This window comes from Microbacterium sp. CH-015, assembly GCF_049707015.1.
GTDB classification, from domain to species: Bacteria; Actinomycetota; Actinomycetes; order Actinomycetales; family Microbacteriaceae; genus Microbacterium; species Microbacterium aurum.
Genome location: NZ_JBNAFJ010000006.1, coordinates 134,282 through 153,748 on the forward strand (window position 1 = coordinate 134,282; position 19,467 = coordinate 153,748).

Consider the following 19,467-nt stretch of genomic DNA (forward strand, 5'->3'; position numbering starts at 1 on the left):
CGAGCGCGGGGGAAGCGCGACGCGTCACCGCCTCCTCCACCAGACTCCGACGCGACGTCTCAAGACCTGACATGGGTGTATAGTCCATGTGGACTAGTCGAAACGGAGCAATGATGAAGGATGCCGTCGCACGCCTCACCCCGTTAGGGGTCATGGTGCTCGCGTTGCTGCGCGAAGACGACATGCACCCGTACGAGATGATCCGGCTGATGCGCCAGCGGCACGACGACCGCATCGTCTCGCTCACCAACGGCACGATGTACCACACGGTGGGCCGTCTCGAGCGGGGAGGGCTGCTCGCCGAGGTCGGCACCGACCGCGAGGGAAACCGCCCGGAGCGGACGACCTACACCCTCACCGATGCCGGCCGGCAGGTCGTGCTCGACTGGGTGCGCCGCGAGATCCCGCGGATCGACCGACCGGTCGAGTTCCGCGTCGCGCTCGCCGAGGTCCACAACCTCGAGCGCGACGAAGCCGTCAGCCTGTTGCGCGAGCGCGAGACCGCCCTGGCCGCGTCGCTCGAGCTGCACCAGGGCGGACGGGCGAAGGCCCTTGCCAAGGGCGTTCCCGACCAGTACCTCATCGAAGTCGAGCGGGAAGGCATCCTGCTCGAGGCCGAACTGACCTGGCTGCGCGAGCTCATCGCGCGCGTGGCCGACACCGACTATCCGTGGGGCGATGCCGCCGGCATGCCCACCGACCGTTACCTCGCTCAGAGAGAGGCTGCACGCCGATGACCGATCCCTCGACCACCTCCGGAGCGGCTCCGGTGCCCGCGGGCGCCGCCGCCGCATCCGCGCCCGCCGCGCCTGCCGCATCCGCACCCGCCGCAACCGCCGCGCCTGCCGCCGCCGCACCTGCCGCCCCCGCCGCGCCCGCACCCGAGGGCAACGCCAACCCGTGGCCCGCCCTCTGGGCGCTCGTCATCGGGTTCTTCATGATCCTCGTCGACACGACGATCGTCTCGGTCGCGAACCCCGCGATCAAGGCCGCGCTCGACCCGACGACGAACAACCTCGACAACGTCGTGTGGGTCACCTCCGCGTACCTCCTCGCCTACGCGGTGCCGCTCCTGATCACCGGCCGCCTCGGCGACCGGTTCGGACCCAAGCGCATGTACCTGATCGGCCTCGCGATCTTCACCCTCGCCTCGCTCGGCTGCGGACTGTCCGGCTCGCTCGAGATGCTCATCGCGTTCCGTGCCGTTCAGGGCCTCGGCGCCTCGCTCATGACGCCGCAGACGATGGCGGTCATCACGCGCACCTTCCCCGCCCACCGCCGCGGTGCGGCGATGGGCCTGTGGGGGGCGACCTCCGGCGTCGCCATGCTCGTCGGCCCCCTCGCCGGCGGCCTTCTCGTCGACGGCCTCGGCTGGGAGTGGATCTTCTTCGTGAACCTCCCCGTCGGCGTCATCGGATTCGTCCTGGCATGGATGCTGGTGCCGAACCTGACGACGCACGAGCACCGGTTCGACGTCGTCGGCGTCGTTCTCAGCGCCGCGGCGCTCTTCCTCATCGTGTTCGGCCTGCAGGAGGGCGAGCACTACGACTGGGCGCCGTGGGTGTGGACCATGATCGCCGCCGGCGTCGTCGTCATGGCGGTGTTCATCTGGCAGCAGGCGAAGACCAAGAGCGAGCCCCTCGTGCCGCTCGACCTCTTCCGCGACCGCAACTTCTCCGTCGCCAACATCGGCATCGCGACCGTCGGGTTCACGGTGACGGCGATGTCGCTGCCGATGATGTTCTTCTACCAGCTTGCCCGGGGCCTCACCCCGACCGAGTCGGCGCTGCTGCTCATCCCGATGGCGGTGCTCTCGGGTGTGCTCGCGCCGTTCGCCGGACGCCTGCTCGACCGCGTCGACCCCCGGATGCTCCTCGTGCCCGGCCTGCTGCTGACGGTGATCTCGCTCTTCTGGTACGCCGCGCTGATGAACCCCGACACCGAGATCTGGATGTTCCTGCTGCCCTCGGCGCTCATGGGCATCGGCCAGTCCGGCATGTGGGGACCGCTGGCGACCACTGCGACCCGCAACCTGCAGCCCCGGCAGGCCGGCGCCGGTTCGGGCATTTACAACACGACCCGCACGATCGGCTCGGTGCTCGGCTCGGCCGCGATCGCCGCGCTCATGCAGAACCGCCTCGAGGCGAACCTGCCCGGCGCGTCCGACGCCGGCGGCGACTTCACCTCGGGTCAGCTCCCCGCCTTCGTGGTGCCCGGGTTCTCCGATGCCATGGCGCAGTCGATCCTGCTCCCGGCATCCGTCCTGCTCATCGGCGTCATCGCGGTGCTGTTCATGCAGCGCCCCGCGCACCTCGCGAAGCGCTGAGCCCGCGCTTCCCCATCCGCCGGCCCCTCATCCCCACACCGAGCCCTCACGCCTGTGCGCGCCTGGGCGCGAGGGTTCGGTGGGGGAGCGAGGGTTCGGCGCGTGTGGCGGCGGGTGTGGGACCCGAACCCGAAACCCGGACTCAGGCGACGGCGGCGGCGATGTCGCGGCGGAAGTGCGCGCCCTCGAGGGTGATCTCGGCCAGGGCGGCGTAGGCGCGCTCCCGCGCCTGCGCGAAGTCCGCGGCGGTCGCCACGACGTTCAGCACCCGGCCGCCCGTCGCGACGAGCGCGCCCTCGCGATCGCGCGCGGTGGCGGCGTGCGCGAGGTGGACGCCGGGGACGGATGCCGCGGCCTCCGTCCCGTCGATGAGGCGACCCGTGACGGGGCTCTCCGGGTATCCCTCGCTCGCGAGGACGACGGTGATCGCCGCCGTGTCGGCGAAGCTCGGCGCGGGCTCGTCCTCCAGATGGCCGGATGCCGCGGCCATCAGCAGCTGCGACAGCGGACTCGTCAGGCGGGCGAGCACGACCTGGGTCTCCGGGTCGCCGAACCGCGCGTTGAACTCGATGACCTTCACGCCCTGCTCGGTGAGGATCAGGCCCGCGTAGAGCAGACCGATGAAGGGGGTGCCCTCGGCATCGAGCTGCCGGATCACCGGCTCGGCGACCTCGCGCGTGACCTGCTCGACGAACGCCTGCTCGCTGCCGAACCGATCGGCCAGCCACGGCAGCGGGGAGTATGCCCCCATGCCGCCGGTGTTGGGACCGGCGTCGCCGTCGTACGCGCGCTTGAAGTCCTGCGCGGGGCTGAGTGCCCGCACGGTGTCGCCGTCGCTGACGAAGAACAGCGACACCTCCGGGCCGGAGAGGAACTCCTCGACGAGCACGGGGCCGGAGGGAAGGTACGCGTCGGCGTGGGCGAGGGCGGCGGCGCGGTCCTCCGTGACGATGACGCCCTTGCCGGCCGCCAGGCCGTCGGCCTTCACGACATACGGTGCGCCGTACGCGTCGAGTGCGGCTTCGACGTCCGCGCGGGTCGCGGCGCGGGTGGCCTGCCCGGTCGGGACGCCCGCGGCATCCATCACCCGCTTCGCGAACGCCTTGGAGCCCTCGAGGGCGGCGGCGGCGCGTGCCGGCCCGAACACCGGGATGCCGCGCTCGCGCAGCGCATCGGCGACCCCGGCGACGAGCGGCGCCTCGGGGCCGATGATCACGAGGTCGATGTGCTCGTCATTGGCGTAGTCCGTGACGGCGCCCGGGCTGTTCGCATCGAGGCCCTCGGCGATGGCCGCGTCGGCGGCGATCCCGGCGTTGCCGGGCGCCGCGAACAGCTCGTGGCCGGCATCCTCCCCCTTCAGCGCGAGGAGGATGGCGTGCTCGCGGGCACCGGAACCGAGGACGAGAATGCGCACCCGGCCAGCCTACCGACGCGGGCCGCGCACTACCGTGGAGGGATGGCCCGCAAGATCTCCACCGAGGACGGTCGCGCCGCGCTGTCCGCCGTTGCCGGGGCGGCGGATGCCGGCGCCACACCCGCCCGCACCGATCTTGGGACCGCGGTCCGCTACCTCCTGCAGCTGCTCGCGGAGAAGGCGCCGGGCAACACCGTCGAGGTGCGGGTGCCCCCGTTCGGCGCCGTCCAGGTGATCGAGGGCCCGCGGCACACCCGCGGCACCCCGCCGAACGTCGTGGAAACGGATGCCGCGACGTGGATCGCCCTCGCCACGGGCACCGAGGCGTGGGCGGATGCCGCGGCATCCGGTCGCATCCTCGCCTCGGGCACCCGCGCCGATCTCGCCGCCCTGCTGCCGCTGCGCCCCTGACCCGCCCGGCCCCTCCCGCCCGGCCCCTGCCGCCCCGGGCGCCGCCCAGACCCGACCCTCCCGCCCGGGCCCCCGCCGCTGCGCCCCTGACCCGCCCTATCGTGGTCGGGTGATCAGAATCGCGACCATCGGGACCAGTGTCATCACCGAGACTTTCGCCGACGCGGTCGCGGCGGCTGAGGTCGGCGAGGGCATCGCGATCACCGCCGTGACCTCCCGCGATGCCGCCAAGGCCCGCGCCTTCGCCGACCGCATCGGGCTCACGACGGCCACCGCGACCGACGACCTCGACGCGCTCCTGCGCAGCGGCGCCGTCGACGCGGTGTACATCGCCTCGCCGAACGGCGCCCACGCCGCGCAGGCGCGCACCGCCATCGCCGCCGGCGTGCACGTGTTCGTCGAAAAGCCCGCGACGACGGCGTCGGCCGAGTGGGACGAGCTGGTCGCCGCGGCCCGCGCCGCCGGCGTCGTCGTGTTCGAGGGGATGCGAAACGTCTACGACCCCGGCTTCGCCGCCCTCCGCGACGTGCTGCCGGAGCTCGGGACGCTCCGTCGCGCCTCGTTCTCGTACTGCCAGCGCTCCGCCCGCTACGACCGCGTCCTCGCCGGCGAGACTCCCGCGATCTTCGATCCGGCGCTCGGCGGCGGCGCCCTCTGGGACCTGGGCGTCTACCCGATCAGTGCCATGGTCGCGTTGTTCGGCGAGCCGGATGCCGTGGCCGCGGTCTCCGCGCGCATCGCCACCGGCGTCGAGGGTGCGGGCACGGCCCTCCTCGCCTATCCCGGCGCGGCCGGCGACGGCATGATCGGCGAGGTCACGTACTCGAAGATCACCCGGTCGGACGTCCCGAGCGAGATCCAGGGTGAGCTCGGCACGCTCGAGATCGACCACATCGCCCAGCCGCGGCACCTCGTGCTGACGACGATCGACGGCGCGCGGCGCGAGATCCCGATCGACGCCGCGGCGAACAACATGCGGTACGAGGTCGAGCGCTTCGCCGCGCTCGTCGCGGGCGCCGACCCGGCCGCCGATCAGGCGCGCACGGCGGGCGTGCTCCGGGTGATCGAGCGCATCCGCGCCGACGGGATTCTCGTCTGACGGCGCGGACCGTGGCATCCGGGATCGACCTCATCCGCATCCAGCAGATCGTGAACACGGAGGACTGACATGGCAGACACGAAGAGCGGGTTCAGCGCCGACGAGCGCGCCGCGATGAAGCAGCGCGCCGAGGAGCTGCGCGCGACCAAGGGCCTGAAGGGCGCCGCGAAGCTCGCCAAGGAGCTCGAGGCCTGCGTCGAGGCGATCGAGGCCCTCACCGGCGTCGACGGCGATCTCGCCCGCGCCGTGCACCGCATCGTCGGCGACGTCGCGCCGCACCTCAACCCGAAGACGTTCTACGGCTTCCCGGCCTATGCCGCCGACGGCAAGGTCGTGCTGTTCGTCCAGCCCGCGTCGAAGTTCGACACCCGGTATCCGACGCTGAACTTCGACGAGCCCGCGCACCTCGACGACGGACCGATGTGGCCGGTCTCGTTCGCGGTGGTCGAGGTGACGGATGCCGTCGAGAAGCGCATCCGCGACCTCGTCGCCGCGGCGGTGGCCTGAACCCGGCGGGGGCACGGCGGACGGGACGACCTAGACTGGAGGGGTTTGATCCCTTCCCGTCTGGATGAGCCCCACGTGACCGAAGCAGCAGAGCGCGCCTTCGAGGTGCGCCACGTGCAGCTGGGCCGTGCCCTGCTGGCTGCCGTCGCCGCCGTCATGGTCACCTTCTCCCCGGACCATTCGGCCGGCGTGGGACTGGCGATCTTCAGCGGCTGGGCGATCGCGACCGCGCTGATCCTCCTGATCGCGGCCTGGCTGGTCTACCCGCAGGGCCGTCGCGGCGCCCCGATCCTCCTCGGCGCGCTGACGCTCGTCGCGGGCATGATCACGGGTCTTCCCGGCATCCGCTCGGTGACGCTGTTCTTCGTCGTCGTGATCGTCTGGGCGCTCGCGACGGGCGCCGCCGAGCTCGCCGTCGGCATCCGCTCCCGCCGCGCCCAGGGACCCGCCCGCGACGAGGCGCGCGACCGCATCCTCATCGGGGCGTTCACCCTCGCGCTCGGCGTCGGACTGCTGCTGGTGAACCCGGCCTACAGCCTGGATTACTTCATCTCCGACGCGAATCAGACGTTCACCCTCACGGGCATCACGATCGGCGTCGGCTTGTTCGGCGGCTACGCCGCGATCATCGCCGTGTTCCTGGGCATCGCGGGGCTCTCGCCTCGCCGCCCGGCCACGGTGGAGGAGTCCGCATGACAGACCAGCGCCCCACCCGCCGCGACCTGCTCAAGCCCGTGCAGCTGCTGGGCTTCGCGTTCGCAGCCGCGGCCTTCGGCGGCATCATCGCCCTCGTGTCGATGGGCTTCTTCCAGGACCTCACCGGCCCCGAGCGCGAGCACGTCGTGGTCGTCTCGCTCGTGGTGGCGGGCATCTCCTTCATCGCGACGCTGGTGATCATCGCGCTGCTGATGCTCGCCGTCGACCCGGCGCAGATCACGCAGGAAGTCGACCGCGGCGTGCTGATGGACGAGCCGGATGCCGCGGCATCCGCCCCCGGCGACGACGACGCGACGCCGGGCGCCCCGACCGCGCACTGACCGCGGGCGCGCGGCGCGGCGCGGCGCGGCGGGCGCGGCCGACCGAACGGCGCAGGCCGCTCTCGTTCCGAAAGCAGGCTGAATCGGCCGCGGCAGGCGCTCCGGCGTCGTTTGGGGTCGGTTCAGCCTGCTTTTGCGACGCCCGGCGGGTCAGACCTGGTCGACGAGCGCGTCGGCGAGGCCGATGTAGCCGGCCGGCGTCAGCGCCAGCAGGCGCTCCTTCGCCTCGTCGCCGATGTCGAGGCCGCGCACGAACTCCGCCAGCTCGGGGCCGCCGACGCGGCGCCCGCGGGTCAGCTCCTTCAGCAGCGCGTACGGGTCGGTGATCTGCGAGCGCCCGGCGACGATCTCGGCGCGCACGACGGTCTGAATCGCCTCGGCGAGCACCTCCCAGTTCGCGTCGAGGTCGGCCAGCAGCACGTCGCGGCTGAGCGAGATCTCCTTGAGGCCGCGCTGCAGGTTGTCCAGCGCCAGCAGGGAGTGGCCGAAGGCGACGCCGATGTTCCGCTGCGTCGTCGAGTCGGTGAGGTCGCGCTGCATGCGGCTCGTCACGAGCGTCGAGGCGAGCGTCGTGAACAGGCCCGCCGCGATCTCGAGGTTCGCCTCGGCGTTCTCGAACCGGATCGGGTTGATCTTGTGCGGCATGGTCGACGACCCGGTCGCGCCCGCGACGGGGATCTGGGCGAAGAAGCCCATCGCGATGTACGTCCAGATGTCGGTCGCGAGATTGTGCAGGATGCCGCCGGCGTGACGCACCCGGTCATACAGCTCGACCTGCCAGTCGTGCGATTCGATCTGCGTCGTCAGCGGGTTGAACCCGATGCCCAGGCCCTCGATGAACGTGCGCGACAGCTCCGGCCAGTCGATGTCCGGGGCGGCGGCGAGGTGCGCCGACCAGGTGCCGGTCGCGCCGGAGAACTTCGCGAGATACTCGCCGCCCTCGATCTGCGTCGCGACGCGCTCGAGACGCCACGCGAAGACGGCGAGCTCCTTGCCCATCGTCGACGGCGTGGCGGGCTGGCCGTGCGTGCGGGAGAGCATCGCGGCATCGCGGTGCTCGCGCGCGAGCGCCGACAGCGCCTCGATGACGGCGCGCAGCTTCGGCAGCCAGACGTTCTCGACGGCGCGGCGGACGGTGAGGGCGTACGACGCGGAGTTGATGTCCTCGCTCGTGCAGGCGAAGTGGGTGAGCTCGGCGACGGCGTCGAGGCCCAGCGACGCGAGCCGGTCGCGGACGAGGTACTCCACGGCCTTCACGTCGTGGCGGGTGACCGACTCGGTCGAGGCGAGCCAGTCGATCTCGGTCTGCCCGAAGTCGCGGTACAGCGCGCGCAGCTGCTCCTGTTGGGCGGCGGTCAGCGGCGCCGAGCCGAACAGCGACCGGTCGGTCAGCGTGATGATCCACTCGACCTCGACCTCGACGCGGGCACGGTTCAGCCCCGCCTCCGACAGGTAGTCGGACAGTCCCGCGACGGCGCCGCGGTAGCGGCCGTCGAGGGGGCTCAGGGGCTGGTCGGCCAGGGTGGCCGAAGCCTTGGGGGTCGCTGTCGACATGGCACGGGCTCCGATCGCAGGGTGGGGGTCGGCGTGCGCGGGCGCTCACGACGGAGGTCGGATCGCCGGTTCGAGCTGCCGGAAGAGCGCCCGGCTCGCGCTCTCGATCATACCGAGCACCTCGTCGAACATCGGCGGCCCGGCGTAGTAGGGGTCGGGCACGTCGAGGTTGCCGCCCGCGCCGGGGTCGAACGACAGCAGGAGCGCGAGCTTGTCGGCATCCGCCTGCGTGCGCGCCCAGCTGGACAGGATGCGTTCGTGCGAGCGGTCGAGCGCGACGACGAGGTCGTGGCGGTCGAAATCGTCGAGCGCGAACTGCCGCGCACGGTGGCGAGCGCCGTCGTAGCCGCGGCGGGCGAGCGCATCGAGGGTGCGCGCGTCGGCGCGCTCGCCGACGTGCCAGTCGCCGGTGCCGGCGCTGGCCGAGACGACGTGCGTGCCGAGGCCGGTGCGGTCGGCGAAGCCGCGGAAGACGATCTCAGCCATCGGCGACCGGCAGATGTTGCCCGTGCACACGAACAGCACGCGGAAGGGCTCGACACTGCGGGGCACCCGTTCATTCTGGCCGAGGTCGCCCGGTCTGCACAGGCCGGGAGGTCATCGCCTCCTCCCCAGCGGGCGATCCGCGCCGATTGTCCACCGATCGGGGTCGCCCGCGCCCACGGCCGGCGGCGCGCGGGCACGCTGGCAGGCATGCACCCCTCGTCGCCTCCCGCTGCCGATGCCGTCCTCGCCGCGCTCGCCGCCGCCCGCGGCCTCGTCCGCGATGCGCGGGCGGATGCCGCCGACCTGCGGCTGCGCGCGATGGGGATCGCCGGCGGCACGCGGTGGCGCTCGCGCGCGGCCGACGATTACCGGGCCGCCATGGACGAGTTCATCGCGCGCCTCGACCGGCTGGTGTCCGAGCTCGGCGCGTGCGACGGCGACCTCGCCGACATGCAGCGGACCGAGGCCGCCGCCGCGCTGACCGGGGTGAGCCCGTGACCGGCCCCGACGACCTCGAGATCTCCAGCGGCGGCGCGGTCGCGGTCGACACCGAGAGCCTCCGCGGCGCGGCGGCTCAGCTGCGGTTGCTGGCGGACGGGTGCGAGCGCGTGCGCGACGGGCTGGTCCGCGCCGAGAGCGTCATGATGGTGCAGGGCGGGCGGTTCCTGTTCACCCCGACGAGGGAGGCGCGGGACTGCGCGGAGGCCGCCGCGGCCGTCGCCGGCGGCCTGACGATGCTCGCCGACACCTACGAGTACGTGGAGCTGTCGGCCCAGGCCGAGGCGGCCCGCGCCGGCGGCGACGTGCGGCTGGCCGCGATGCTCGAGAAGCGCCGGCGCGAACTGGCGGGGTTCGATCCGGAGCTGCCCGCACGCGCCGAGCAGGTGACCGATGCGTGGCGCCACGGCCGCGACGACGCGCTCACGACCCACCTCGGCCGCTACGCGTTCCTCCTCGGCGGGGGCCTCGGCAGCCTCGTCGTGGGCTCCGCGTACGTCGGCCTCATCGACCGGGTCGGCCGCGGCACGCCCTCGGCACCCCCGACGGGGGAGCCCCGCCGGGTCGAGCTCACCCCCGTGCGCGAGGGCCGGACGACGGCGCCGGCTTCGGTGACGGCGCTCGCCCGCCGCATCCCCTCCGGTGACGGCCGCGTGCGCGTGGAGCGTTACCGGCGGGCCGACGGCTCGCGGGAGTTCACCGTCTACGCCGCCGGAACGCAGCGGATGCTCCCGGGAGCGGAGCCGTTCGATATGGCGTCGAACCTCGAGCTGTACACCGGGGCGCGCTCGACGTCGTACGACGCCATCGCGCAGGCGTTGACGGATGCCGGGGCGCGCCCCGGCGCGACCGTCAACCTCGTCGGGTACTCGCAGGGCGCGATGGCGGTCACGGCGGTCGCCCTCTCGGGGACGTACGAGGTGCCGATGCTCGTCACGTTCGGCAGCCCGGTGCAGGCCGACGTGGGGGAGGGCACGCTCAGCGTCGCCCTCCGCCACGGCGACGACCTGGTGTCGGCGCTCGCCGCCGGCGGGCTCGCGAGCGGTGCGGGGGCGGCGGGGAGCTTCGTCGCCGAGCGGACGGTGGCGAGTCCGCTGACGCAGGACGGGTTGCTGGTGGCGCCGCACATGATGGGCGAGTACCTCGAGACCGCGCGGGCGCTCGACGACTCGACCGATCCGCGCATGGTCGCCGTCCGCGATCGCCTCGCCGGCTGGGGGGACGCGGCGTCCGTCGACGTCACGGTCTACGCCGCGACGGAGTGAGGCGTATCAGCGGCGCTTCAGCTGCGGGCGCAGGATGATGCCGAAGATCCAGTTGATGAGGGAGATGACGAGCGCGGCGACGACGCCCAGCCAGAAGTCCTCGACGCGCAGCCCCCAGCCCCACCAGTGGGTGAGCCACGCCGTCAGCCACAGCAGGAACCCGTTGATGACGAGCGAGATGAGCCCCAGGGTCAGGATGTACAGCGGGAACGCGATGATCTTCACCACGGTCCCGATGATCGTGTTGACGATCGCGAAGATCGCCGCGACCGCGAGCAGGGTGAGCACGAGCTGCAGCGTCTCGCCCGGCGGGAACGGAATGACCGTGACGCGGAGAGCCGCGATCAGAGTGACGACCCAGATCGCGAAGGCGTTGACGATGACGCGGATGAGGAAGCGCATAGTGCCGTCAGTCTGACACGGCGGCGGGGCGCAGGGAATGGGCGATGGCGTCGAGATCGAGCCGGCTCTGCGCGACGCTGAGCACCAGTTCGAACGCGCTGTCGGTGGTCATGTCTATGACGACGCCGTTCAGCTCCAGAAAGGTGAGCGTTGCGACCCAGGCGAAGCGCTTGTTCCCGTCGAAGAAGGGATGGTTCTGCGCCAGTGAGGAGAACAGCGCGGCGGCCTTCACGAAGAGATCGGGGTACGCCTCCACTCCGAACATGGAGCTCTCCGGCCGCGCGACGGCGGACGACAAGAGCCCCACGTCGCGCACGTGAAGGCCCGCGCTCAGAGAATCCGCGCTCCTAGAATCGAGGCGTGACCGACTTCCCCGTCCGCATCCGTCCGGAGATCGCCGCCCTGCCCGCCTACAAGCAGGGCCGGCAGGCCGGGGCCGAGGCGTTCAAGCTCTCCAGCAACGAGAACCCCTTCGACCCGCTGCCGGGGGTGGTCGAGGCGGTCAGCGCCGCTGGCGCGTTCAACCGTTACCCCGACGCGTCGTCGCCGCGGCTGCGCGCGCGGCTCGCGGAGCGATACCGCGTCGCGGACGACGCGGTGCACGTCGCCGCCGGATCGGTGTCGATCCTGTATCAGCTCGCCCAGGCCACGAGCGGCCCCGGCGACGAGATCCTCTTCTCGTGGCGCTCGTTCGAGGCCTATCCCGGACTCGCCACGGTCGCCGGCGCGACGGCGGCCACGGTGCCCAACGATCTCGCGGGCGGTCATGACCTCGATGCGATGGCGGATGCCGTCACCGACCGGACGCGCATGATCATCGTCTGCAGTCCGAACAACCCGACCGGTCCCGTCGTCACGCAGAACGCGTTCGACGCGTTCCTCGCCCGCGTGCCGGGCGATGTGCTCGTGGTCCTCGACGAGGCGTACGCCGAGTTCGTCACGCAACCGGGCGCCGTCGACGGCCGCCGTGTGCTCGCGGCGGGTCACCCGAACGTCGTCGTGCTGCGCACCTTCTCCAAGGCGTACGGCCTCGCGGGACTGCGTGTCGGGTACGCCGTCGGCGACCCCCGCATCCTGTCCGCCGCTCGCACCACCGGCATCCCGCTGTCGGTGACGGCGGCCGCCGAGGAGGCGGCGCTGGCGAGCCTGGATGCCGAGGACGAGCTGCTGGAGCGCGTCGGCGTCATCGCGCAGCGCCGCGACCGCCTGGCCGCGCGGCTGCGCGAGGCCGGCTGGGACGTGCCGGAGGCGCAGGGCAACTTCGTGTGGCTGCCCGCCGGCGACCGCGCGCTCGAGGTGGCCGCCGCGTTCGAGGCGCAGGACCTCATCGTGCGTCCCTTCGCCGGCGACGGCGTGCGCATCACGGTCGGCGAGGAGGAGTCCCTCGATCGGGTCGTCGACGTCGCGGCATCCGTCGCCCCGCGCTGACGCGCTGCGCCTGCGCCGCCCCTGTCGCGCCATGCCGGTTGTCGGCCGGATACGGAGGATTCCGGCATCCGTTGTCTCGCTCATGCAGAGCGACGCATGCGGGCGGGTCTAGCGTGGAACCATGACCCCGCCTGACGACCCGGCACTCGTGCGCGTTCTGGCCTCCGACGGGACGTTCGCTCCCACCCCCGAAGCCGAGCGCTACCTGCCGCTCATCGACGCACTCGCCGACAGCGATCTCGAGACGTTCTACCGCGACATGGTCATGGTGCGCGCCTTCGACCAGCAGGCGACCAACCTGCAGCGGCAGGGCCAGCTCGCGCTGTGGCCGCCGTCGCTCGGGCAGGAGGCCGCGCAGGTCGGCTCGGTGCGCGCCGCTCGCGCGCAGGACCACATCTTTCCCTCGTACCGCGAGCACGTCGTCGCGACGACGCGCGGTGTCGACCCGATCGACATCATCCGCGTCATGCGCGGGCTCACGCACGGCGGCTGGGACCCGACCGATCCGAAAAACGGCAACGTGCACATCTACACGCTCGTGCTCGGGTCTCAGACGCTGCACGCGACCGGCTACGGCATGGGCCTCGTGTTCGACAAGCGCTGCGGCACGGGCGACCCCGAGCGCGACGAGGCCGTCGTCGTCTATTACGGCGACGGCGCGTCGAGCCAGGGCGACGTGCACGAGGCGATGGTGTTCGCCAATACCTACCGCACGCCGCAGGTGTTCTTCCTGCAGAACAACCAGTGGGCCATCTCGGTGCCGGTCGCCACGCAGTCGCGCGGGCCGCTGTACCGCCGCGGCGCCGGATACGGCATGCCGTCGGCCCTTGTCGACGGCAACGACGTGCTCGCCAGCTACGCCGTCAGCAAGCTCGCGCTCGACGAGGCGCGCGCCGGCGGCGGTCCGCAGGCGATCGAGGCGATGACCTACCGCCTGGGCGCCCACACCACGAGCGATGACCCCACGAAGTACCGCACCACCGACGAGGAGCAGTCGTGGGTGCGCCGCGATCCCATCGCCCGCATGCGCGCGTACCTCGAGGGACGGGGAGCCGCGGCGTCTTTCTTCACCGAGGTGGATGCCGAGGCGCAGGCCTACGCCGACGACGTGCGCGTACGCACGAACGCGCTCGGCGGACTCGAGCCCGACGCGATGTTCGCGCACGTGTACAGCGAGGCGCACTCGCTCATCGAGGAGCAGCAGCGCTGGCTCACGGAGTACGAGGCCTCGTTCGAGGGAGGTGCGGCATGACGGAGTCGATGGCGCTCGCGAAGGCGCTCACGGCGGGCATGCGCGCCGCGATGGCCGCCGACGACCACGTCGTGCTGATGGGTGAGGACATCGGCAAGCTCGGCGGCGTCTTCCGCGTGACCGAGGGGCTGCAGGCCGAGTTCGGCGAGCAGCGCGTGATCGACAGCCCGCTCGCCGAGTCGGGCCTCGTCGGCACCGCGATCGGTCTCGCGCTGGCCGGCTTCCGCCCGGTCGTGGAGATCCAGTTCGACGGGTTCGTCTTCCCGGCGTTCGACCAGATCACGACGCAGCTGGCGAAGCTGACGAACCGGCTCGAGGGCGCAGCATCCCTCCCCGTCGTGATCCGCATCCCGTACGGCGGGCACATCGGCGCGATCGAGCACCACCAGGAGAGCCCCGAGGCATACTTCGCGCACACCCCGGGCCTGCGGGTGGTGTCGCCGTCGACCCCGAACGACGCGTACTGGATGATCCAGGACGCTATTCGCTCGCCCGACCCGGTGATCTTCCTCGAGCCGAAGGCGAAGTACTGGCTGAAGGGCGAGGTCGACACCGCCGAGCGTGCGCTGCCGCTGCACGCGTCGCGCGTCGTCCGCCGCGGCACCGACGTGACCCTCGTCGGCCACGGCGCCATGGTCACGACGCTCCTGCAGGCGGCCGCCCTCGCCGAGAGCGAAGGGACCTCGTGCGAGGTCGTCGACGTGCGGTCGCTGTCGCCGATCGACTACGGACCGATCCTCGACTCGGTGCGGCGCACCGGTCGCATGGTCTACGCGCAGGAGGCGCCGGGCAACGTCTCGGTCGGCTCCGAGGTGGCCGCGACCGTCATGGAGCGGGCGTTCTTCGCGCTGGAGGCACCCGTCCTGCGCGTGTCGGGCTTCGACGTGCCGTTCCCGCCCGCCAAGCTCGAGGGCACGTACCTGCCCGATGCCGACCGCATTCTCGAGGCCGTGGACCGCGCCCTCGCCTACTGACCGGGAGTCTCCATGAGCACGCAGACCTTCCACCTGCCCGACGTCGGCGAGGGACTGACCGAGGCCGAGATCGTCCAGTGGCGCGTCGCGCCGGGCGATGCCGTCGCCGTCAACGACGTGCTGGTCGAGATCGAGACCGCCAAGTCGCTCGTCGAACTGCCGTCGCCGTTCGCCGGCACCGTCGGCGAACTGCTCGCGCCGGAGGGTGAAACCGTCACCGTCGGTGCGCCGATCATCACGATCGCCGGTGCCGCCAGTGCACCGGATGCCGCCGCGGGCCGTTCGGAGCACGGGGAGCCGGCCACGGCATCCGCCGAGGGAGAGGGCGCCGTGCTCGTCGGCTACGGCACCGGCGCAGGCGCGACCTCGCGGCGGAAGCGCCCTGCCGAGCGCACCGAGACCGTCCGCGCGTCGGTCGGGGTCGTCGCCAAGCCCCCCGTCCGCAAGCTCGCGCGCGACCTGGGCGTGACGCTCGCCGACGTGTCGCCGTCGGGACCGGCCGGTGAGGTGACCCGCGACGACGTCGTGCGTCACGCCGAGCAGGCGAGTGTCTTCCGCAACATCGCGACGCCCGACGCCCCCGCCGAGCGCGAGCGGACGATCGCGGTGGCGCCGGCATCCGCCCCGACCGCGTCGGCTCCGCCGGCGGTCGCCGGACGCGAGGAGGCGATCCCGGTCAAGGGAGTGCGCAAGGCCACGGCATCCGGCATGGTGCGCTCGGCGTACACCGCGCCGCACGTGTCGGTGTGGACCGATGTCGACGCGACGCGCACGATGGAGCTCGTCAAGCGGCTGAAGGCGTCGCCCGACTTCGCCGACATCAAGGTCTCGCCGCTGCTGATCATGGCGCGCGCCGTCATCTGGGCCGTCCGCCGCACGCCCATGGTCGGCGCGGCGTGGGTCGACAAGGAGGACGGCTCGGCCGAGATCCGCGTGCGCAACTACGTCAACCTCGGCATCGCCGCGGCGACGCCGCGCGGGCTGCTCGTCCCGAACATCAAGGACGCCCAGGACCTGTCGATGCGCGAGCTCGCGCGCGCCCTCGAGAAGCTCACGCTCACGGCGCGCGAAGGCCGCACGACGCCGGCCGACCAGCAGGGCGGCACGATCACGATCACGAACATCGGCGTGTTCGGGATGGATGCCGGGACCCCGATCATCAACCCGGGTGAGTCCGGGATCGTCGCGATGGGCACGATCCGGCAGAAGCCCTGGGTCGTCGACGGCGAGGTGCGCCCGCGCTTCGTCACGACAGTATCGGGCTCGTTCGACCACCGCGTCATCGACGGCGACGGCATGAGCCGATTCATCGCCGACATCGCCTCGATCCTCGAGGAGCCGGCGCTGCTGCTCGACTGATGTGAGACGTCGCCCTCAATGATCTTCTTGGCCGTCCTCACCGTCGTCTGACTATGCCGCGGAGCGGGCGCGTTTGTTCGCGTTGAACCTCCGCACTGCCATTGGAGACCGAAGCGTTCGAGCCGTTGGGCGAGACGCCGACGTCGACGAAGGCACCATTCGTCGGGTTCTCGCTGGATCGACGTGGCCGGACATTCGAACCATCGCATTGCTGGAAAAGGCGATGGACCAGTCGTTGTATCCCATCCGGTGACGTCTTCGGCGGTCTGCCTGCCGCGGATACCTTGCCCTCGTGCGGTCGGAATTGCCAAGCGATTCCGGCCACTTTCACTACTCAAGACGGGGGACCTCGCGCCCAATCATCGGCTCTTGGCCGCGTCGATGCCGTATTGCCTGGGCCCAGGGGGGACGCGATAAGCACCGGGTGAAACGCGTTCGTCGCGAGTGCGGTCTATCGTCATCCGACACACCCAGGCTTTGATAGCGGCTCCGACGACCCCGGTGAAAGCGATAAGAGTTGGGGAGTCGTCGCGGCGCGCCAGCTGAATGTATCCGTCGTGCCGCCCGATGCTAATGGACGGTCCGAGAAGGCCGATGGAAACCGGCTCAGGTTGACTCCCACGTAAGCGAGCGAGCAACGAGTCAGCAGCTGCTCCTCCTAAAGGCAAGGCGGTGCGCGCGCCCATCGGGAGATGCCGGCCGACCGAATCCGGCAGCTTCACAGCATCTCCTGCTCCGAGGATCGTCGAGTGGTCGGCGCAGAAAAGCGTGTCATCAACACAGAGCCGTCCCTCACCGTCCACCGGTAAGCCACTTCGCGAAGCGAGGTCAGGGACCTCAAAGCCTGCCGACCAAATGACCAGGTCGTACTGGAGGCGTACCCCGGCAACGGTGATCACTCCAGCGGCCGTCACCTCGGATACGGCTTCCCCTTCCTTCACATCGACATTCAGTCTCCTCAGCCGTCGTCGGATCGAGCGTCGTGCCGCGGGGCGCATGGCGGGGACGAGTTGAGAACCGGCAATCAGAGTGACTTTCGCTCGGGGGTGGGCTTCTGCGATCTCCGCAGCGGTTTCCACCCCGGCTGGCCCGCCGCCGACTACACAGACGCTTCGGGTGCGCGCTACCGCGAGACGGCGCGCGACCTCAGTTGCACCGTCGATGTCACCGATACTCACCGCGAAGCGGGACGCTCCGCGGACCACCGAGGAGCTGCGGGAGCCGACTGCGTAGATGAGCCAATCGAACTCGAGCGCCACGGGTCCGTCGGAGGTCGTCACACGCACCAGCCGCGCGTGCGGATCGATTCGTTCCGCACGGCCCAACACAACCGCGACTTCCGGATGAATCATCGAGGCGAGCTCAATGCCAGCGTCAGCGTTCCCGGCGGCGTGCTCATGTAGACGGATCCGATGGACGAACCGATCCGTCGGATTGACGATGGCCACATGCGTACGTGCTCGCTCCACGGGAGTCATCGAGGCAAGAAGCCGATTCGCGGCGATTACGCCCGCGTATCCGCCACCGATGATGAGAACTGACACGCGCTCATCAGCAGTCATCGCAGCGATACTCACGACCCTTCCCCCGTCCGGAGGCTGCGCGACGGCTCCACGCCGAGAGGAGGCCGGCGCTGACGGGACGTGATGACCGAGCGCTCGGCAGCTCCGACCCGCACGTCGCCCCGGCGGAGCGCCAAGTAAGCGGGTGCCCGGGTGCGTTCGTCGCGCTCGACGTGAAAGTCGAGCACTTCGACGTAGAAGTTCTCGGCGAGGTCGAGATCGTCGGGGAAGATTTCGATACGTAGTGTGCTCACGGCTGGTCCTTGTCTGATCGGGATGGGTGTCGTCGGGATGCTCCCCTGCCCCCACCCATGCGGCGTCAGAATTGCGCGATGAAGCTACCGATGACGCGGTCGATGGCGGACAAGTCGGCTTCGGTGTTGGCCTGCACGGCTACAGTGATGGTGTAGCTGCCGTCGTTGGCGGTCGCTGCGAGGAACACGTAAGCCGCTCCGACGCCGCCGCACTGCTCGTAGACCTGGTACGTCCCCGTGTGGACCCCGTCGTCGAACGGGGATGACTCCTGTGGCGCACAGTTCGCGGCGAGGAACTCATCCGCACGCCGCAGCAGCTCATCCGGCGTGACCTTTGTGCTGGCATCCTGCGAGGCGGCTACCCACACGCCGGGCGTCTCCCAGCCGTCCGCGAACCCGGCCATATCGGGTGAGGCGATCACGCTGGACCACGTGCCGTCGTCGTTGGTGTAGCCCGCTCCGTCGAGCTGATTCCACGCTGCCGGAACTTCGACCTGGATGTTGCCGGAGTCGTCCGTGATGCTGACGTATTCGCCTTCGGCAACTTCGCTGCTGTCACTCGTTTCGCCAGGCGTGCTCAGCACCTGGACTGCCTCCAAGGCATCTCCGTTGAACTGACCGCGGTAGTAGATCCCGTCGGCGGGTCGGTATAGGTCGACATCTAGTGTTGCGTCCTGACCGTGGGTGCGGAGCACATCGCAGTAGTCGGCGAGCGTTCCGTCCTGCGCCAGGGTGACGCCCTGCAGTTTGGTGAGCAGGTCGCCCGGCTCGACGCCTGCCTTGTCGGCGGGGGAGCCGGATTGCACGGAACTGACCCATACGCCGAGGCCCTGCCCGTTCTCGTCTGCGATGGCCTGTGCGTTGATACCCAGACTGAGGATGTCGTTCCCAGCGATGAGTTCGTCGATTACGGCGGTGACTTCGTCTCGGTGAATCGCGAGGTTGGTGTCGTAGGTGTTGTTGCCGGCGTAGTTGACTCCTACTAACCGTCCTTTCTCGTCGACGAGCGGGCCTCCGGAGTTGCCCCCGCGTATACGCGCATCGTGCTCGATGACGCTGTCCAGTGATGCCCAGGGAGTTTCTCCTGGTGTGGATGCCTTGGAAACGATGCCTCGAGTCATGGTGAAGGTGGGGTCGCCGAGAGGGAACCCGGCCGCGTAGACGTCGGTCGCCGTCTTGATCTCGCCTTTTCGCCATTCGAAGAAAGGGAACGAGTCTCCGGGAAGCTGGATGACCGCGAGGTCCAGGCATTCGGATGAGCCGAGGATCTTCGCGTTGTACCTCTTGTCCGCATCACCCCCGAGCCAGACATCGAGCGTGCCAGCTCCCACCACAACGTGGTTGTTGGTCACGGCGATGCCGTCGGACGAGACGAGGAAACCGGAGCCGCGGCCGGCCGCCTCGTACCCACCCTCTTCGGGAGAGACGAAAGTGCCGACGGCTTCAATCTGGATAGTTGCGGACTGGACATCGTCGAATGTCACTGCGTCGGACGACGAGGCTGGTGGTGTCGCGGGGGCGGCGCACGCGGTCAGCGAGACGAGCGTGAGCGTGAAGGCGCTCAGCGCCAGGGCAGGCCGGCGGGTTCGCCGGATGGATGAGGTGGAAACCATGCTGTGACCGTACGGACGGACGCTTG

21 protein-coding genes are annotated in these 19,467 nt (G+C 70.7%); 13 read left to right on the forward strand and 8 right to left on the reverse strand.

Features of this window, described 5'->3' with window-relative positions; all coding sequences use genetic code 11:
• The first annotated feature begins 113 nt into the window (after positions 1-113).
• Both ACPYN4_RS10695 and ACPYN4_RS10700 read left to right on the forward strand, forming a co-directional pair.
• The gene (locus tag ACPYN4_RS10695) at positions 114-737 is read left to right on the forward strand and encodes a PadR family transcriptional regulator (protein WP_076692018.1); all 624 of its coding nucleotides are present in this window, start codon (positions 114-116) and stop codon (positions 735-737) included.
• Positions 734-2,326, forward strand: a complete 1,593-nt coding sequence (locus ACPYN4_RS10700) for a DHA2 family efflux MFS transporter permease subunit (RefSeq protein ID WP_424446333.1) — start codon at positions 734-736, stop codon at positions 2,324-2,326. Before ACPYN4_RS10695 ends, ACPYN4_RS10700 begins: the two co-directional genes overlap by 4 nt.
• A gap of 142 nt (positions 2,327-2,468) precedes the next feature.
• Here the strand turns inward: ACPYN4_RS10700 and purD are convergent, their stop codons facing one another.
• A complete protein-coding gene (gene purD / locus ACPYN4_RS10705) occupies positions 2,469-3,740 on the reverse strand; it encodes a phosphoribosylamine--glycine ligase (protein ID WP_076688411.1) in 1,272 nt (423 codons plus the stop codon).
• A gap of 42 nt (positions 3,741-3,782) precedes the next feature.
• On the opposite strand from purD, the gene ACPYN4_RS10710 reads away from it, so the two are divergent.
• The 5 genes from ACPYN4_RS10710 (at position 3,783) to ACPYN4_RS10730 (ending at position 6,794) form a co-directional block, all read left to right on the forward strand.
• Positions 3,783-4,151 carry a sterol carrier family protein gene (locus ACPYN4_RS10710; RefSeq protein ID WP_239279469.1) on the forward strand — a complete coding sequence of 123 codons (369 nt, stop codon included), beginning with the start codon at positions 3,783-3,785 and terminating at the stop codon, positions 4,149-4,151.
• 109 nt (positions 4,152-4,260) lie between these two features.
• Positions 4,261-5,250 carry a Gfo/Idh/MocA family protein gene (locus ACPYN4_RS10715; protein ID WP_424446334.1) on the forward strand — a complete coding sequence of 330 codons (990 nt, stop codon included), beginning with the start codon at positions 4,261-4,263 and terminating at the stop codon, positions 5,248-5,250.
• A gap of 69 nt (positions 5,251-5,319) precedes the next feature.
• On the forward strand, positions 5,320-5,757 hold the full coding sequence (locus ACPYN4_RS10720; RefSeq protein WP_076688415.1) for a hypothetical protein: 438 nt from the start codon (positions 5,320-5,322) through the stop codon (positions 5,755-5,757).
• Positions 5,758-5,832: 75 nt separating this feature from the next.
• Positions 5,833-6,453 (forward strand): acyl-CoA synthetase, encoded by a 621-nt coding sequence (locus ACPYN4_RS10725; RefSeq protein WP_424446335.1) that lies wholly within the window; start codon positions 5,833-5,835, stop codon positions 6,451-6,453.
• Complete coding sequence (locus ACPYN4_RS10730) at positions 6,450-6,794, forward strand: amino acid transporter (protein ID WP_239279473.1); 345 nt, start codon at positions 6,450-6,452, stop codon at positions 6,792-6,794. Before ACPYN4_RS10725 ends, ACPYN4_RS10730 begins: the two co-directional genes overlap by 4 nt.
• 150 nt (positions 6,795-6,944) lie before the next feature.
• On the opposite strand, the gene purB is transcribed toward ACPYN4_RS10730, so the two are convergent.
• Complete coding sequence (purB, locus tag ACPYN4_RS10735) at positions 6,945-8,348, reverse strand: adenylosuccinate lyase (protein WP_287270942.1); 1,404 nt, start codon at positions 8,346-8,348, stop codon at positions 6,945-6,947.
• 45 nt (positions 8,349-8,393) lie between these two features.
• The gene (locus tag ACPYN4_RS10740; RefSeq protein ID WP_424446373.1) at positions 8,394-8,873 is read right to left on the reverse strand and encodes a low molecular weight protein-tyrosine-phosphatase; all 480 of its coding nucleotides are present in this window, start codon (positions 8,871-8,873) and stop codon (positions 8,394-8,396) included.
• Between the two features lie 168 nt (positions 8,874-9,041).
• On the opposite strand from ACPYN4_RS10740, the gene ACPYN4_RS10745 reads away from it, so the two are divergent.
• Positions 9,042-9,332: a hypothetical protein gene (locus ACPYN4_RS10745; protein WP_239279475.1), complete on the forward strand. Its 291-nt coding sequence runs from the start codon at positions 9,042-9,044 to the stop codon at positions 9,330-9,332.
• Positions 9,329-10,597, forward strand: coding sequence for a hypothetical protein (locus tag ACPYN4_RS10750; RefSeq protein WP_239279476.1), 1,269 nt, complete (start codon positions 9,329-9,331; stop codon positions 10,595-10,597). Before ACPYN4_RS10745 ends, ACPYN4_RS10750 begins: the two co-directional genes overlap by 4 nt.
• A 6-nt stretch (positions 10,598-10,603) precedes the next feature.
• Here ACPYN4_RS10750 and ACPYN4_RS10755 read toward each other — a convergent pair whose 3' ends face one another.
• Both ACPYN4_RS10755 and ACPYN4_RS10760 read right to left on the reverse strand, forming a co-directional pair.
• A complete protein-coding gene (locus tag ACPYN4_RS10755) occupies positions 10,604-10,999 on the reverse strand; it encodes a phage holin family protein (protein WP_076688427.1) in 396 nt (131 codons plus the stop codon).
• 7 nt (positions 11,000-11,006) lie between these two features.
• Entirely contained in the window at positions 11,007-11,315 is a 309-nt protein-coding gene (locus ACPYN4_RS10760; protein WP_239279477.1) for a type II toxin-antitoxin system death-on-curing family toxin, read from the reverse strand.
• Positions 11,316-11,359: 44 nt separating this feature from the next.
• Between ACPYN4_RS10760 and ACPYN4_RS10765 the strand changes: the two genes are divergently transcribed.
• The 4 genes from ACPYN4_RS10765 to ACPYN4_RS10780 all read left to right on the forward strand — a co-directional run bounded on the left by ACPYN4_RS10765 (position 11,360) and on the right by ACPYN4_RS10780 (position 16,012).
• The gene (locus ACPYN4_RS10765) at positions 11,360-12,427 is read left to right on the forward strand and encodes a histidinol-phosphate transaminase (RefSeq protein ID WP_239279478.1); all 1,068 of its coding nucleotides are present in this window, start codon (positions 11,360-11,362) and stop codon (positions 12,425-12,427) included.
• A 121-nt stretch (positions 12,428-12,548) separates the two neighbouring features.
• Positions 12,549-13,679, forward strand: a complete 1,131-nt coding sequence (locus ACPYN4_RS10770) for a thiamine pyrophosphate-dependent enzyme (RefSeq protein WP_424446337.1) — start codon at positions 12,549-12,551, stop codon at positions 13,677-13,679.
• The gene (locus tag ACPYN4_RS10775) at positions 13,676-14,653 is read left to right on the forward strand and encodes an alpha-ketoacid dehydrogenase subunit beta (RefSeq protein ID WP_076688435.1); all 978 of its coding nucleotides are present in this window, start codon (positions 13,676-13,678) and stop codon (positions 14,651-14,653) included. Before ACPYN4_RS10770 ends, ACPYN4_RS10775 begins: the two co-directional genes overlap by 4 nt.
• A 12-nt stretch (positions 14,654-14,665) precedes the next feature.
• Positions 14,666-16,012: a dihydrolipoamide acetyltransferase family protein gene (locus tag ACPYN4_RS10780; protein WP_315551734.1), complete on the forward strand. Its 1,347-nt coding sequence runs from the start codon at positions 14,666-14,668 to the stop codon at positions 16,010-16,012.
• Between the two features lie 359 nt (positions 16,013-16,371).
• Here the strand turns inward: ACPYN4_RS10780 and ACPYN4_RS10785 are convergent, their stop codons facing one another.
• The 3 genes from ACPYN4_RS10785 to ACPYN4_RS10795 all read right to left on the reverse strand — a co-directional run bounded on the left by ACPYN4_RS10785 (position 16,372) and on the right by ACPYN4_RS10795 (position 19,441).
• Positions 16,372-17,574: an NAD(P)/FAD-dependent oxidoreductase gene (locus ACPYN4_RS10785; RefSeq protein ID WP_424446338.1), complete on the reverse strand. Its 1,203-nt coding sequence runs from the start codon at positions 17,572-17,574 to the stop codon at positions 16,372-16,374.
• An 11-nt stretch (positions 17,575-17,585) separates the two neighbouring features.
• On the reverse strand, positions 17,586-17,828 hold the full coding sequence (locus ACPYN4_RS10790) for a VOC family protein (protein WP_424446339.1): 243 nt from the start codon (positions 17,826-17,828) through the stop codon (positions 17,586-17,588).
• 65 nt (positions 17,829-17,893) lie between these two features.
• The gene (locus ACPYN4_RS10795; RefSeq protein WP_424446340.1) at positions 17,894-19,441 is read right to left on the reverse strand and encodes a S1C family serine protease; all 1,548 of its coding nucleotides are present in this window, start codon (positions 19,439-19,441) and stop codon (positions 17,894-17,896) included.
• Between the last annotated feature and the right edge of the window lie 26 nt (positions 19,442-19,467).

Coding starts and splice junctions, on each gene's coding strand:
- ACPYN4_RS10755 (WP_076688427.1), bottom strand. CDS start 10,999: ATGCGCTTCCTCATCCGCGTCATCGTCAACGCCTTCGCGATCTGGGTC.
- ACPYN4_RS10700 (WP_424446333.1), top strand. CDS start 734: ATGACCGATCCCTCGACCACCTCCGGAGCGGCTCCGGTGCCCGCGGGC.
- ACPYN4_RS10695 (WP_076692018.1), top strand. CDS start 114: ATGAAGGATGCCGTCGCACGCCTCACCCCGTTAGGGGTCATGGTGCTC.
- ACPYN4_RS10710 (WP_239279469.1), top strand. CDS start 3,783: ATGGCCCGCAAGATCTCCACCGAGGACGGTCGCGCCGCGCTGTCCGCC.
- ACPYN4_RS10780 (WP_315551734.1), top strand. CDS start 14,666: ATGAGCACGCAGACCTTCCACCTGCCCGACGTCGGCGAGGGACTGACC.
- ACPYN4_RS10720 (WP_076688415.1), top strand. CDS start 5,320: ATGGCAGACACGAAGAGCGGGTTCAGCGCCGACGAGCGCGCCGCGATG.
- ACPYN4_RS10785 (WP_424446338.1), bottom strand. CDS start 17,574: ATGACTGCTGATGAGCGCGTGTCAGTTCTCATCATCGGTGGCGGATAC.
- ACPYN4_RS10770 (WP_424446337.1), top strand. CDS start 12,549: ATGACCCCGCCTGACGACCCGGCACTCGTGCGCGTTCTGGCCTCCGAC.
- purB (WP_287270942.1), bottom strand. CDS start 8,348: ATGTCGACAGCGACCCCCAAGGCTTCGGCCACCCTGGCCGACCAGCCC.
- ACPYN4_RS10745 (WP_239279475.1), top strand. CDS start 9,042: ATGCACCCCTCGTCGCCTCCCGCTGCCGATGCCGTCCTCGCCGCGCTC.
- ACPYN4_RS10795 (WP_424446340.1), bottom strand. CDS start 19,441: ATGGTTTCCACCTCATCCATCCGGCGAACCCGCCGGCCTGCCCTGGCG.
- ACPYN4_RS10775 (WP_076688435.1), top strand. CDS start 13,676: ATGACGGAGTCGATGGCGCTCGCGAAGGCGCTCACGGCGGGCATGCGC.
- ACPYN4_RS10730 (WP_239279473.1), top strand. CDS start 6,450: ATGACAGACCAGCGCCCCACCCGCCGCGACCTGCTCAAGCCCGTGCAG.